The sequence below is a fragment of the Pandoraea terrigena genome, from assembly GCF_902459705.1.
GTDB lineage: Bacteria > Pseudomonadota > Gammaproteobacteria > Burkholderiales > Burkholderiaceae > Pandoraea > Pandoraea terrigena.
Genome location: NZ_CABPRU010000005.1, coordinates 136,578 through 149,218 on the forward strand (window position 1 = coordinate 136,578; position 12,641 = coordinate 149,218).

14 protein-coding genes and 4 pseudogenes are annotated in these 12,641 nt (G+C 59.3%); 7 read left to right on the plus strand and 11 right to left on the minus strand.

Annotated features, from left to right (window positions below):
• Nucleotides 1-162: 162 nt before the first annotated feature.
• Nucleotides 163-1,068: an NAD(P)/FAD-dependent oxidoreductase gene (locus PTE31013_RS12820; RefSeq protein WP_150613371.1), complete on the minus strand. Its 906-nt coding sequence runs from the start codon at nt 1,066-1,068 to the stop codon at nt 163-165.
• A 102-nt stretch (nt 1,069-1,170) separates the two neighbouring features.
• Between PTE31013_RS12820 and PTE31013_RS12825 the strand changes: the two genes are divergently transcribed.
• On the plus strand, nt 1,171-1,641 hold the full coding sequence (locus PTE31013_RS12825) for an Rrf2 family transcriptional regulator (protein ID WP_150613181.1): 471 nt from the start codon (nt 1,171-1,173) through the stop codon (nt 1,639-1,641).
• A 211-nt stretch (nt 1,642-1,852) separates the two neighbouring features.
• Here the strand turns inward: PTE31013_RS12825 and PTE31013_RS12830 are convergent, their stop codons facing one another.
• The 4 genes from PTE31013_RS12830 to PTE31013_RS12845 form a co-directional block, all read right to left on the minus strand.
• A complete protein-coding gene (locus PTE31013_RS12830; RefSeq protein ID WP_246174504.1) occupies nt 1,853-2,389 on the minus strand; it encodes a tyrosine-type recombinase/integrase in 537 nt (178 codons plus the stop codon).
• 107 nt (nt 2,390-2,496) lie between these two features.
• Nucleotides 2,497-3,516: an aldo/keto reductase gene (locus PTE31013_RS12835; protein ID WP_150613182.1), complete on the minus strand. Its 1,020-nt coding sequence runs from the start codon at nt 3,514-3,516 to the stop codon at nt 2,497-2,499.
• An 81-nt stretch (nt 3,517-3,597) separates the two neighbouring features.
• A complete protein-coding gene (locus tag PTE31013_RS12840) occupies nt 3,598-4,464 on the minus strand; it encodes an NmrA family NAD(P)-binding protein (protein WP_150613183.1) in 867 nt (288 codons plus the stop codon).
• A 63-nt stretch (nt 4,465-4,527) separates the two neighbouring features.
• Nucleotides 4,528-5,841, minus strand: a complete 1,314-nt coding sequence (locus PTE31013_RS12845) for a serine hydrolase domain-containing protein (protein ID WP_150613372.1) — start codon at nt 5,839-5,841, stop codon at nt 4,528-4,530.
• Nucleotides 5,842-6,124: 283 nt separating this feature from the next.
• Here PTE31013_RS12845 and PTE31013_RS12850 point away from each other — a divergent pair, with 283 nt between their 5' ends.
• Nucleotides 6,125-7,039: a LysR family transcriptional regulator gene (locus PTE31013_RS12850; RefSeq protein ID WP_150613184.1), complete on the plus strand. Its 915-nt coding sequence runs from the start codon at nt 6,125-6,127 to the stop codon at nt 7,037-7,039.
• A gap of 153 nt (nt 7,040-7,192) precedes the next feature.
• Here the strand turns inward: PTE31013_RS12850 and PTE31013_RS12855 are convergent.
• Nucleotides 7,193-7,351 (minus strand): annotated as a pseudogene (locus tag PTE31013_RS12855) (IS30 family transposase); the annotation flags it as partial.
• On the opposite strand from PTE31013_RS12855, the gene PTE31013_RS12860 reads away from it, so the two are divergent.
• Complete coding sequence (locus PTE31013_RS12860; protein ID WP_150613185.1) at nt 7,340-7,648, plus strand: hypothetical protein; 309 nt, start codon at nt 7,340-7,342, stop codon at nt 7,646-7,648. The pseudogene PTE31013_RS12855 and the gene PTE31013_RS12860 sit on opposite strands and share 12 nt — an antisense overlap.
• Here PTE31013_RS12860 and PTE31013_RS12865 read toward each other — a convergent pair.
• The 3 genes from PTE31013_RS12865 to PTE31013_RS12875 all read right to left on the minus strand — a co-directional run bounded on the left by PTE31013_RS12865 (nt 7,635) and on the right by PTE31013_RS12875 (nt 9,631).
• Complete coding sequence (locus tag PTE31013_RS12865; protein ID WP_150613186.1) at nt 7,635-7,937, minus strand: addiction module antidote protein; 303 nt, start codon at nt 7,935-7,937, stop codon at nt 7,635-7,637. The two genes, PTE31013_RS12860 and PTE31013_RS12865, sit on opposite strands and share 14 nt — an antisense overlap.
• Nucleotides 7,934-8,242 carry a type II toxin-antitoxin system RelE/ParE family toxin gene (locus tag PTE31013_RS12870; protein ID WP_150613187.1) on the minus strand — a complete coding sequence of 103 codons (309 nt, stop codon included), beginning with the start codon at nt 8,240-8,242 and terminating at the stop codon, nt 7,934-7,936. Before PTE31013_RS12870 ends, PTE31013_RS12865 begins: the two co-directional genes overlap by 4 nt.
• A gap of 414 nt (nt 8,243-8,656) precedes the next feature.
• The gene (locus PTE31013_RS12875; RefSeq protein WP_150613188.1) at nt 8,657-9,631 is read right to left on the minus strand and encodes an alpha/beta fold hydrolase; all 975 of its coding nucleotides are present in this window, start codon (nt 9,629-9,631) and stop codon (nt 8,657-8,659) included.
• Nucleotides 9,632-9,713: 82 nt separating this feature from the next.
• On the opposite strand from PTE31013_RS12875, the gene PTE31013_RS12880 reads away from it, so the two are divergent.
• Nucleotides 9,714-10,148 carry an Rrf2 family transcriptional regulator gene (locus PTE31013_RS12880; protein ID WP_150613189.1) on the plus strand — a complete coding sequence of 145 codons (435 nt, stop codon included), beginning with the start codon at nt 9,714-9,716 and terminating at the stop codon, nt 10,146-10,148.
• 6 nt (nt 10,149-10,154) lie between these two features.
• On the opposite strand, the gene PTE31013_RS12885 is transcribed toward PTE31013_RS12880, so the two are convergent.
• Nucleotides 10,155-10,799, minus strand: coding sequence for a LysR family transcriptional regulator (locus tag PTE31013_RS12885; protein ID WP_425495563.1), 645 nt, complete (start codon nt 10,797-10,799; stop codon nt 10,155-10,157).
• Between the two features lie 33 nt (nt 10,800-10,832).
• On the opposite strand from PTE31013_RS12885, the pseudogene PTE31013_RS25355 reads away from it, so the two are divergent.
• The 3 genes and pseudogenes from PTE31013_RS25355 to PTE31013_RS25360 all read left to right on the plus strand — a co-directional run.
• Nucleotides 10,833-10,892 (plus strand): annotated as a pseudogene (locus tag PTE31013_RS25355) (integrase core domain-containing protein); the annotation flags it as partial.
• 117 nt (nt 10,893-11,009) lie between these two features.
• The gene (locus PTE31013_RS12895; protein ID WP_150613190.1) at nt 11,010-11,717 is read left to right on the plus strand and encodes a succinate dehydrogenase/fumarate reductase iron-sulfur subunit; all 708 of its coding nucleotides are present in this window, start codon (nt 11,010-11,012) and stop codon (nt 11,715-11,717) included.
• Between the two features lie 29 nt (nt 11,718-11,746).
• Nucleotides 11,747-11,939 (plus strand): annotated as a pseudogene (locus PTE31013_RS25360) (cupin domain-containing protein); the annotation flags it as partial.
• Nucleotides 11,940-12,342: 403 nt separating this feature from the next.
• Here PTE31013_RS25360 and PTE31013_RS25365 read toward each other — a convergent pair.
• Nucleotides 12,343-12,549 (minus strand): annotated as a pseudogene (locus PTE31013_RS25365) (efflux transporter outer membrane subunit); the annotation flags it as partial.
• Nucleotides 12,550-12,641: the final 92 nt, after the last annotated feature.

Genomic DNA, 12,641 nt, shown 5'->3' on the forward strand with positions numbered 1-12,641 from the left:
CCTCAATGGCCTTTGCCTGGTCGTAAGAAGAACCAGCGGCGCCGCAGTGATCGATCGGGCCGCCCCGTGACTACGCCGAACGAATGCGAGCCGCACGGTTGCCGTTTGGTGCACTCGACACGTTTAGGCCCACCGTCGGGGCACGACCACTTCCACCATCGCTTACAAACCAAAAATGAGCGAGCGATGCGCTGCAACGCCCGCTGCGACACCGGCCGCCGCGGCGAACGTCGCGTTGGACCATACGCTGGCGGCATCACCAGCGGCGAACACGCCAGGAACGCTAGTCTGCTTCCAGTCGTCGACGCGGATGACGGCGCCCATCGGACCTTCGTCGAACTCGCATCCGAGTTGGTTCGCCAGCGGACTTGCCATCTCGGCGCGCGGCCCCACGAACAGTGCATCGATTTCGATAATGCGGCCATCGGCGAGACGCAAACCCGTCATGTTGGGTGCGTCGCCAAGCACGTCCACGACTGGCACCCGTTCGATCTGCACATTGCGAGCTTTGAGCCGCTCAGTGTCTTCGGGCGATGGCTCAATGATGCCTTGGGTAAACCACGTCGTCGGTCCCCAGTCAGGAACCAACATCGCCTGATGAATCGACAGTGAGTGCGTTGCCAGGACGCCGAGCCGTTTGCCTGCGACTTCGTAACCGTGACAATACGGACAATGTAGCGCGCTTATACCCCAGCGCTTATCCAGGCCGGGGAGAGCGGGCAGTTCGTCTCGAACACCCGTCGCGAGGATCAATCGATCTGCGCTTGAGGCACTCCCACTGCTTTGCGTAACAATGAAGCGATCATCGACGCGCGCCGCGCTGTGTGCTTCGCCTGCCGCGACGTGCGCGGACGGATACGCCAAGAGTTGCGCCGTCGCCTCATCGATGATTTCGCCGGGCGTCTTGCCATCCTGTCCGAGAAAACCATGAACGTGTGATGCGAATCGATTGCGTGGCGTTCTACTGTCGAGAACGAGCACATGCCGTCTCGCCCGCGCCAACTGCATTGCGGCTGAAAGTCCGGCGAAGCTTCCGCCGATCACAATGACATCGTAGTGCTGGCCCATATGTTCTCTCCCAAAACTATCACGTAACATCGATTGTTGCATGATAACGGTATGTTAAACTTTTATGCAACTTGAAAAGTTTCTTGATATGGGGCGCCCACGATGAAGACCGATAGCCGCATGTCACGCGTCTTGCACGCGTTGATTCATATGAAGCATGCGGATGGCCCGCTCACCTCCGAAGCACTCGGTGAAATGCTGTGTACGAACGCGGTCGTCGTGAGGCGTTTGTTCAGCGGCCTACGCGATATTGGATACGTCACCTCGGAGAAAGGACACGGAGGTGGTTGGGTGCTGGCCGAGTCCCTCGAAAACATCACGCTACTGGACGTCTACCGCGCGGTCGGCGAGCCTTCGCTTTTCTCGCATCTTGTTTCAGCGGATCATCCGGAATGTCTCGTCGAACAAGCTGTGAATGCCCACCTTGCGGCGACACTTCTGGAAGCCGAAAGCGTTCTGCTGAAAGAATTCGAGAAAGTCACCATTGCGATGCTTGCAGGGGAAGTCGGAACTTCGGCGTTACGGTCGAAATCGGCTCGCGTAGCGAATAGATCGCGGTCAAGTGCCAACTGAGATTGATGCTGGCGTAGCGAGGCACCGAGCGGCCGTCCGGCTTCGAAGATCGTTTTCTCCAGCGCCGAATACCCGGCCCGTTTGACCCGATGCAGTCGCCAGGACGATTGGCCGCTGCGAGAGCCTAAGCGGCCATTTCTGGAACCTTCGCTTGAATCACTCGGATGACTGCCGATGGCCGGCAAGCGACCGCTCGCTGGCCGCCATGCGATCAAACCTCGGTCTGCTCCGCCATCTCGAGGGCATCGTCGACCTCGATTCCCAGGTAGCGAACCGTGCTTTCCAACTTTGTGTGTCCGAGCAGCAACTGCACCGCTCGAAGGTTCTTCGTCCACCGGTAGATCAGCGAAGCTTTCGTGCGGCGACTCTTGTGGGTACCGTATGCGACGTCGTCGAGGCCAATCGATGCGACCCAGCGGTGTTCCAGGCGAGCATATTGCCGCGTCGACAGGTGCGGGGACGTATGAATCCGGCTCGGGAACAGAAAATCCGCCGCCTTCGGTCCCCGGGCTTCGATCCACGCTTCAAGGCTCTCCCGGGTCTGTTCCGTGATCTCAAATTGCACTGGCCGCTGTGTCTTCTGCTGCATGATTGTTGCCCTCGACGCCACTTGGCTTCCGCGACGGACATCCCGGACCCACAACCGCGTGCGGTCGCACGCCCGCAGCTTGCTATCAATCGCGAGATTGAACATCGCGAGCTCACGAACGTTCGACGCCATCTGAAGTCTCGTCCGAATCGCCCAGATCTCCCGAAGCTTTAACGGCGGCTATTCGAGGATGAGCTGCTGCACATGGCCGCAGACTTTCCCCATTCAACCGCCTCGCGCAGGCAAGACTCTGGACGCCCCGCCACTCACCCCAAGACGCGATCCCGGTCATGGAAGCGTTGCATCCAGTAGGGGAACGGCGCTAATGGTTCAGATACTTTATCGAGCCGCGCGCACTGTTCGGAGGTTAATGCGAAATTCTGTGCATCGAGATTAGCTGCGAGTTGCTCACACGTGCGGGCTCCGATGATGACAGAAGTGATCTGCTCGCGCGCAAGCAACCAGGCGAATGCGACTTGAGCCGGCGTAGCCCCTAGTTCGTCGGCGACTTCACGCAATACTGCAAGGATCGGCTCTGCCCTGACGGTATCAATCGGCGGAAAGTCGAGCTTCGCACGCCGCCCTGCGGCTTCGCCATTCTGCGAGTACTTGCCGCTCAGGTAGCCACCTGCGAGCGGACTCCAGACCAAAAGGCCGATTCTATTTGTCGCTGCAACCGGCATGAGTTCGTGCTCGATATCGCGGCTCGTCAGCGAATAGTGCACCTGATTGCTGACGACATGAGCTCGATCGCTATGGGACGTTATGCCGACGGCCCGCTCGATATCGCCTGCACTGAAATTGCACACACCAATATGGCGGACCTTGCCTTGGGTGACGAGATCGTCGAGCACACGAAGCGTCTCGTCGAGCGGAACGAGCGCGTCACGGTCATGCAACTGGAAAAGGTCGATGTGATCGCGACCGAGTCTCTTCAGGCTTGTCTCGACCGAGCGCATAATGTGTGAACGTCCCAATCCAACTTCGTTCTCGCCACGGCCGGTGCGTAGCCGAACCTTGGTCGCGACGAGAATACGATCTTCGTCCAGCCCCAACGCTTTCACGACATGGCCCACGACCTCTTCTGAGCGACCCTGCGAGTAGGCGTCCGCCGTGTCGATCAGGTTGACGCCTCGTTCCACGGCCATTGCGACGAGCCGGGCGGCCTGATCGTTGTTCAAGCCGGCAATACTGCCCCAGATGCCCGAGCCAGCTCCGAAAGTCATTGCGCCCAGGCTCAGCCGTGAAACCCGTAGACCAGTTCTGCCAAGCGTGCTGTATTCCATCGTGTATTCCTGGTTTGAACGAAATCCTGATGTATCGGTAAAGTAAGACCCTGAGTCCACGCATCGCGATATCGGCTCTCGTCAGGCGCGACGCGACATAAGCTCGCCCAGAAGGGTCTCCAGTTCGACGTGGCCGCGCAAGACTTCGTCAGAACTGCTTTCGAAATCGATCCAGCCTTCGTTGAAGCCGTCCAGCATGCGCATGCGGGGCATAGGATGTTTCATGCCCTGCGTGCGAAACAGCGCTTCCCACGTCTGCCTCTCGATGACTTCCGCACGTACCGGACGATTCAGCACACGGGCGAAAGCCGCTGCGAGATCGTTAGGACTCGTCCGGCGTGGCCCCTCAAGCTCGACGACGCGCACACCGCGCCACGTCTGCTGAAGCAGTTCGGCAGCAACGCGGCCCACGTCCGCGGTGGCGACCATCGGCACCGGCTTGTCGAGCGGCTGCAGGTAACTGTCAATGACGCCATCGGCGCTTGCAGACTCAACATCCCACGCGGCGTTCTCCATGAACCAGCCAGGCCGCAGGAACGTCACGGACATCGGCATCTCGCGCAGCGCCTGCTCCATCAGCGTGCGTTGAGTGAGCAGGTTGACCTCGTCGGCCTGTGCGCCGATCGTCGAGAGGCAAACGACTTTGTCGGGCCGCGCCTTCAGAAGTGCTGCGGACACAGCCTCTATCACTGTGCGTGCTTCAGGAAACCCGGGCTCCGGATCGAACTCCGAAGGCGGGAGGATGAAAACGCCCGTCGCGCCTTCGAACGCGGCAGCGAGCGACGAAGGGTCTTCCATGAAAGCCGTCGCGATCTCGCAACCTCGCTCTGCCCATGCCTCTGCCCGCGTCGTATCGCGCACGACTGCGCGCACCGGCTGACCAGCAGCCAGCAGTTCGCGGGCCACTGCGCCGCCCACCTTGCCGGTGATTCCTGTGATTGCATACATTGCGCGTTCTCCATGTGTGGATATATCGGTTGACGCAGGGTGAATGTGCCGATGGTCAATCGCTCAGGCGCGACGCAAACCGTCGTAAAACGCCTTCTCGAACTGTCCGTAGAGGTTCACCACGCGCGCATCGTAGAAGGGCAGCATCTGCGTAAAGAGCGATCCGGCGACCCGCTTGACCGGATCCACCCAGAAGTAGGTGTTCAACAACCCAGCCCAGCTCACACTGCCTGCGCTTCGTCCGTGGGGTCCTTGCTCTGTATTGATGTCAAACGACAGCCCCCACTTGTGCGCGGTGCCCGGAAACTGATCGAAGCTGTTCGACCACGACGGCTGCGCCGTCCTCATTTCCGCGACCTGCAGATCGCCAATGTGATTTCGGAACATTGTCGCGACGGTTTCGGCGCGTAGCACGCGTTCGCCGCGATACGTGCCGCCGGTCAACAGCATCTGCAGGAACGCCATGTAGTCGCGCGGCGTGCTGAAGAGTCCGCCCCCGCCCATGAAGAATTCGGGGCGCTGGTTGGTTTCGAACGGCTCAGGCGCGAGTGAGCCGTCCGCCTGGCGCCTGTGCATGGTGGCGACGCGCTGCTTCTGCTTGCTACCGATGAGAAATCCCGTGTTGTGCATGCTCAGCGGATCGAAGATGTGCTCACGGAAGTAGACTTCCAGCGACTGATCGGTGACGGCCTCGACCAGTTTGCCGACCCAGTCCATGCTGATGCCGCACTCCCAGCGCTCGCCCGGCTCAAACTCGAGTGGCGCCGCGAATGCACCGTTCATCGAATAGCCGATGTCCGGCATGCCCGTCACCGTCTCGTACCGGCTGAGCTTGTCACTCCAGATGCTGTATGTAAATCCGGAGGTATGCGTGAGGAGATGGCGCACCGTGATCGCATTGCGCGCAGGGCGCAGCTTGGGGTGCCCCGAGACGTCGAATCCGTCGAGGATTTGAGGCGATTTCAATTGCGGCAGGATTTCGCCCGCAGGTTGATCCAGCCGCAGCCTGCCCTGCTCGATGCGTTGCATGCACGCGGTTGCGGTAATCGCCTTTGTCATCGACAGGAGCCAGAAGACTGTGTCGGAACTGATGGCCTCGCCAGTGCGGGCGTTCGCCCGGCCACATGCTCCCTCGTAAACCAGTCCGCGCTCGGTTGCGCCCATAGCGACAACACCGGCAACCGTGCCGTCGTCCACTGCCCTCTGCAGGCATTGATTGATTGAACTGTAGGACGGGTGATCGGCCAGCGCGGCGTCGCCACTCGCGCGTGGCGATACTGCCCGCGCGTCGCGGCTTGCGACGCCACCAAGTGTCGCAAGAGCCAGCAGGCTCGACGCACCCTTCAGAAGACGACGACGATCTGTTTGAACTGCCATTTTCCGTTTCTTCCCGAATGAATGAATCGCGGCATTACAGTGCTTCAGTGATGGGCGAAAAACGCGCGCCGCGAGCGGTTTCCCGTTGAAGCGTCCAGCGGATGCTTCGATGAGACGTATTCTGGCCAGGCACTGGACGAAACAAAATGACATGGATGTCATCAGATAAGTGACAAAGCGTCATCTATTTGGCATGATCAACGGACACGTCCACTGCTTCGCGGCGCAGCGTTCGCTTTCACGCGATCGATCGCGCTCCGCCACCGTATTAACGCGAGCAACCATGAGATCCAGTAGCGAGAAGCTTTCCGGCAGCATTAGCGTGTTCGCCGCCGTAGTGGATGCGGGAACGTTTGTGGCCGCGTCGGAGGTGATAGGAATGACGCCGCCGGGCGTCAGTCGGGCAATTGCGCGGCTGGAAAAAAAGTTGAACATCCGGCTCTTCAGCCGGACAACGCGCTCCGTCTCCCTGACTGAAGAGGGCCGCCGCTTTTACGAGCAGGTCATGCCCCATCTCGCCGGACTTGAGGAAGCGGCGGCCGCTGCGGCAGGCGGCGCGTCCGCTGTGCGTGGAAAGCTGAGAATCAATCTGGATCCTGTCGTCTACCGGACCATTCTCGGGCAACAACTCGATGCGTTCATGGACGCACACCCCGAACTCGAAATTGAGTTCATCGCTCGCGACAGTCTTGGCGACCTCGTCATGGACGGTTTCGACCTCGCCGTGCGATTCGGCGAACCCAAAGCGTCTACCCTGATCGCGAGAAAGCTGCTCGACACCCGCATCGTGACGGTCGCAGCGCCCTCGTACGTTGCTCGCTGGGGACGGCCGGCAAAACCCGAGGACCTGCAAGCTCGAAGCCACAGATGCCTTGAATTTCGCAACCCGGAGACAGGCAAGCCGTTCCAGTGGGAATTTCATCGCAAGCGAAAACGCATTGTGGTCGACACTCAGGGACGACTCACGGTCAACGATCCGGGTGCCTTGCTCAACGCATGTCTCGCCGGTTCCGGGATTGCGCAGATGTTGCTGTTCGGTGCCGAGCCCCTGATTGCCGACGGCCGGTTGATCACTCTCTTTCCCGAATGGGTAGACGAACGGTATCCGTTATACGTCTACTACGCATCCCGGCACCACGTGCCGGCAAAGACCCGTGCTTTTCTTGACTTCGTGGTGGAACTGACAGGCAATCACTAGCACGCCGGCACGCGCCAGTGCTGTTTCGGCGGACCGGTGAGGCAATATCGAATGGCCGGTTAAGTATGGGGTGCGGTCTGCGATGATCCGATTCCGAACGTCCAGTTCTGGCCGTTTGCTGTCGCTCGCCAACGGCCGATGACGACTGCGGATTCAACCGGTCAATGCAACAGAGTGAAGAAATCGTTGTGCCGGTGTCTCGTAGTCTAGTGTCTTCCTAGGGCGCTCGTTCAAACGTCGGGCCACGGCATTGAGTTTGGCTTGTGAGTACACGGACAGATCAATGCCCTTCGGCAAATATTGGCGCAGCAGTTCGAGGTGCATCCGAACCAGATCACGGAATGGAAGCGGCAGTTGCAGGAGCGCGCGGCCGACGTGTTCGGATCGGCTGGCACCGTGTCGAACGAGCCGCTGGTAGGCGACGTGCTCAAAGAGTATGAACTGAAGTTGAGTTCGACCAAGCGCGGGGCAAGATGGGAAAAATCGCGTCTGCCCTTGATAGGTAGCAAAGAAATCGACGGTCGGAAGTTTGCCGATCTTTCGTTGTGGCGAACGGGAGTCGGCAAGATGTCGCGAGAGATTTTCGGCGCTTGCGTCAAGCGTGAATAGCTCGATCCGGGGTTGTCGACAGCTTGATGCCCAAGGCATGCATGACGCGCAGTATCGTGGAGAAACGAGGCTGTGCGTTTGGAGCTAGCGCCTTGTAAAGACTCTCTCTGCCAAGCCCTGCGGCGGTTGCGACTTGCGTCATGCCTTTCGCTTTGGCAACGTCCGCAATCGCGGACAGAAAGATCGCAGGGTCATTCTCTTCGAGCGCGGCGTTGAGGTACTCGGCGATCATTTCGTCGCTGTCCAAATACTCGGAGGCATCAAAGCGTGTGATGTCGGTTTTACTCATTTCGATCGCTCCTTCGTGATGGATTCCCACAGTGCCCTGGCTCGCGTGATATCGCCTTGCTGCGTCGACTTATTCCCTCCGCACAAAAGCAGGTAAGTGATCTCACCAGCTTGTCCGTAATACACGCGGTAACCCGGACCAAAGTCGATTCGCATTTCCCAAAGTCCAGCCCCGAGCGATTTCGAATCACCAAAGTTGCCGCGCTCGGCGCGCTTGACGCGCATAAGAATCTTTGCCCTGGCTGCTGTATCTCTGAGCTTGCTGAGCCAAGACCGGAACTGTTCACTCTGGTTGATGATGTACATTTTCATTGTATCCGATTGGATACGGAAAATCAATGATTGCCCCGATTTGCATTCTTATGTGCTGACCTAGTGGTTTCCAGTCGGCGAGGCGCAAATCCGATGGGATGAGCGATATGGAGCCGGAGTCCGTAGCCGTTTGAAGTTGCTCCGCCTCCTGGACACGTGAGAATCGGTCCCTTGGCGCTCAAGTCAGCGCCAAGAATGTAGTGTTAACACGCCGCTTGGTCGAGGGCGTCCGCTATGTCCGTACTGAGTCAGTCGGGGAGACAGGTGCACTAACGCTGAACCGAAGGTGTCCCCGTATCGAAAAATCGGTGGTTCGCGACGCTCCGTGCTGCTCGGTTAAACGGGGGGAGGTCACGGTATTTGGACACTCGCACGTGTTCCGGTTCGAGTCCGGGGGAGGTCACTACGTTAAAGATTGCGGAGAAACTCAATCAATGCGGAGTTGACGAAATCCGGCGCCTCCTGTTGCAGCCAATGCCCTGCTCGCGGAACGACTCGAGAAGCCGACAGTTTTGGCACAATTCGGGGCATGGCGCCGATAATTTCGCGCATGCCCGGCATTGCCAGACCTGTGTCTCGCTCGCCCACAAGGTACAGGGCGGGAACCTCGACGAGCAGGCCCTCCAAAGCCGCTTGCACATCCCAATTGCGATCGAGGTTGCGGTAGTAATTCAATCCGCCGCGAAAGCCAGAAATGCTGAATGCTTGCACAAACGCGTCGAGGTCGGTGGGCGCTAGCCATGCGGGCAACAAAGGAGGATCAATCAGAGAATCAAGGAGTCCACCACTGCGCGGCACAAGTCCGAATGGATTGGGCGTATTCGCGTCGCGGGCTCCGACGTCGCCCGATGCGGAAAAATAGATCTTGCGCAACGTTGTGGCAACGTCACGCTCAAGTTCGATTTCGGCCACCCCAGGGTCGGAGAAGTAATGCGTATAGAACCTCGCCTGGTCGGTCTGCGCAAAAAGCCGGCTCGGTGCCATCGGCGCGCGGCCCATCATGGGCACCCCGAGCGCAGCGACAGCGCGAAAACGGTCAGGCCGAAGCAACGCCGCCTGCCAGGCAATGGTCGCGCCCCAATCGTTTCCCACAACAACTGCGTCGTGCTCTCCAAGAATGTCGACGAGCGCAACCAGGTCACCGACAACGTCTAATGTTGTGTACTGTCCGATTGCCGCTGGACATTCGCTTGATCCGTAGCCACGCAGATCCGGTGCTATTGCGTGGAAGCCGGCGTGCGCAAGCGCCGCCAGTTGATGGCGCCAGGCATGCGAGGTCTCGGGAAAACCGTGACAAAGCAGCACCAGTGGGCCGTCGCCCTGTTCAGCGACATGCAGGCGAATGCCGTTTGCTTCAATAAAGGTTTGACGGTATGCGTTCATGATGGCTCTGCCAGGGCTGGTTGCACACAAGAATTCCCAGATAGCGTAACATCAAAGGTTGCGCATTACCAAGTTTCCGATTATGCAACGCGATACCCGACTGGCTCGACTTCTGCACATCCTCATCCACATGCAGCTGCGCGGAGGCGCGACCACTTCAAAGACGATTGCGCTGATGCTGCACACGAACCCCGTCGTTGTTCGCCGAACGATGGCTGCGTTACGTGAATCGGGGTATGTAAAGTCGACCGGTGGTCCTGGCGGAGGCTGGGCGCTCGCCTGTGACCTTAACGATCTTACGGTGAGAGATGTCTACCAGGCGATCGGACATACCGCGCCGTTTGCTATCGGCCCAGCCACCGACAATCGCGCTTGTCCGGTGGAGGCGGCGGTAAATCGTCACATCAACGAAGCGTTGAGTTCAGCAGAAAATACGTTGCTTCAATTGATTGGCGAAAAGCGACTCTCCGAGATCGCGCGCGACGTGACGTCGTCAAAAGTCGTGCAGAATGACTAAGTAATCTCATGGAGCACTGGAGTGGGTAGCATCGCCCGCAGTGCTCTCAAGACGCCATTCGTCTGGCGCGTAATCGACTGTCCCGAGCAGAACGCATTGGTGGCCGATGAGGTCTTCCGGACACATCGGCGCGGGCTGGGCCGCCAGATACACGGGTGACGCTGCGAGGATGCAATGGCTGGTGCCGATGTTCTGGCTCACGTACGCGGAGTCGGGCAGCGTTCGCGTAATAACGATACCGACGTCGAGTTGTTCTTCGAGCAGATTTGGCATGCGCTGGGACAGCAGGAGATCGACTGAGACATCAGGATACGATTTTCGGTACGCGATAACGGCGCGTGTTACCAGATTGCGCCCGAGTCCGGGAACTGAGTGAACGCGCAACGTGCCACGTGGCTCAAGCAGAGCGTCACGGGCCTCGGCCTCCGCATGCTCCACGTCGGTCAGGATGGCCACGCACGGGTCGTAGAATCGCCGTCCCGCATCAGTGATGACGAGGCGGTGCGTCGAGCGCTGCAGGAGCCTCGTGTCCAGCGACTCCTCAAGCACCGAAACCGCTCGAGAGATGTTTCCAACGGTCGTGTCGAGGTGGTTCGCTACGGCGGTGAAACTGCCCATCTCGACGACTCGTGAAAAAACTTGAACGTGCACTGGTTCTTGTCATTGGACGATGCGTGAGAGAAGATCGAACACTGGCGACGGGATTACGACGATTTCAGACCGCATAGCTCGCTAGGCGCTCTGACCCCGTGCGAGTTTCGACGCGCACACCTTAACGCCGGAAATCTCCACCCCAAGGTGTTCGGTGCATCGGGGGAGGGCACGCCGGATACGCGAGTCGTTCCACAAAGGAGGAACATCGTGAGCGAAACAAGAACGTTTGAAGTATTCCGCTACGATCCAGACCGGGATGCCAGGCCGTACATGCAAACGTACGAGATCGAGGTGCGCTCGAGTGACAGGATGTTGCTGGATGTCCTTGGCCGGCTCAAGGCACAAGACGAGACGCTGAGCTTCCGGCGTTCATGTCGCGAGGGCGTGTGCGGCTCGGATGCGATGAACATCAACCGCAAAAACGGTCTCGCCTGCATCACCAACCTCAACGACCTTCCCCGCCATACGGTCCTGCGTCCGCTGCCCGGGTTGCCGGTCGTTCGCGACCTGATCGTGGACATGACCGCGTTCTTCAAGCAGTACCACTCGATCAAGCCCTACCTGATTAACGACACGCCCCCGCCGGAGCGGGAAAGGTACCAGACGCCCGAGGAACGCGATCAGCTGGACGGTCTGTACGAGTGCATCTTGTGCGCGTGCTGTTCCAGCGCATGTCCCTCGTACTGGTGGAATCCCGATAAGTATGTCGGTCCGGCCGGGCTCCTGCAGGCCTATCGCTTTCTGGTCGATTCCCGCGACGAGGGTACGGGTGAGCGGCTGGACAATCTTGACGATCCGTATCGTCTCTTCCGGTGTCGGACGATACTGAATTGCACGGACGTCTGCCCCAAAGGCCTGAATCCGGCCAAGGCGATCGGGGAGATCCGCACCATGCTCGCGTGCCGGGCGAGCTGAGTGACGCAACCTGACACTGGGAGGCTGGTATGGCAATGCCACGGGCGACACCGGGGGGAATTGATCGACGTTCGAACACTCGGTAATGCGTTGCAGGATGCGAAATCGACCACCCTCATGCGGTCGGACCACCTGGAGGCTATGCGGCTCGTGCTTCCAGCGGGCAGACACATCCCCGAGCACTGGGCCCCCGGAGAAATAACCGTGCAATGTCTGGAAGGGGGGGCGTAGTCATGCGGGGTTCCTCGTGCTGACCGTTTGAATCCCGCCACCCGCTGCACATAGCAGGGGTGGGCGGGCATTGGACTGGGTTAGCAGACCGCAGTGAACATGGCTTCACGGCACACCCGAAGGCGTCCCAATCCAAGCCCACCCGTAGTGGATGTACGTTGGATGCTGCACACGAAGGCCGCAGTACTGCGCGGCCGTGTGCCCATGGATATCGCTGTCGGGCTGCTAAACCCGGTTACGTTTGGGGCGTGACGAGGGAAAGCTTATGAGAACTTGGCGAGTGCGTTTGACCATACCCGTCAACGATCGCCTGTCAGCACCCCAATGATATAAACCCAGGCCTCCACTTTCTTCTCCCCCGAGATAACCAAGGTGCGAAGTGCCGGCTTGCATGTTACTGAGATGCAAGGCCAGGAATCTTGTGGACGGCGACTGTGTCGTTCTCGCTCCAACCCCCGCCCAGCGACCGGTAGAGAGCAATCGCCGCTAACGCCTTGTCCCGACTGGCAAGATTGAGCGCATCCGAATCACGCAAAAATACTTCCTGCGCGGACAGCACGTCGAGGAAGTCCGTTGCGCCACCTTTGTATAGCTCATTGGCAACCTGTGCGGTCGCGTCGAGTTCGGGCAGCAACACCGAGTGCTTTTGTATCGTGAGCGACTGAGCCTGCTTGACCCGTTCAGCCGCGGCCT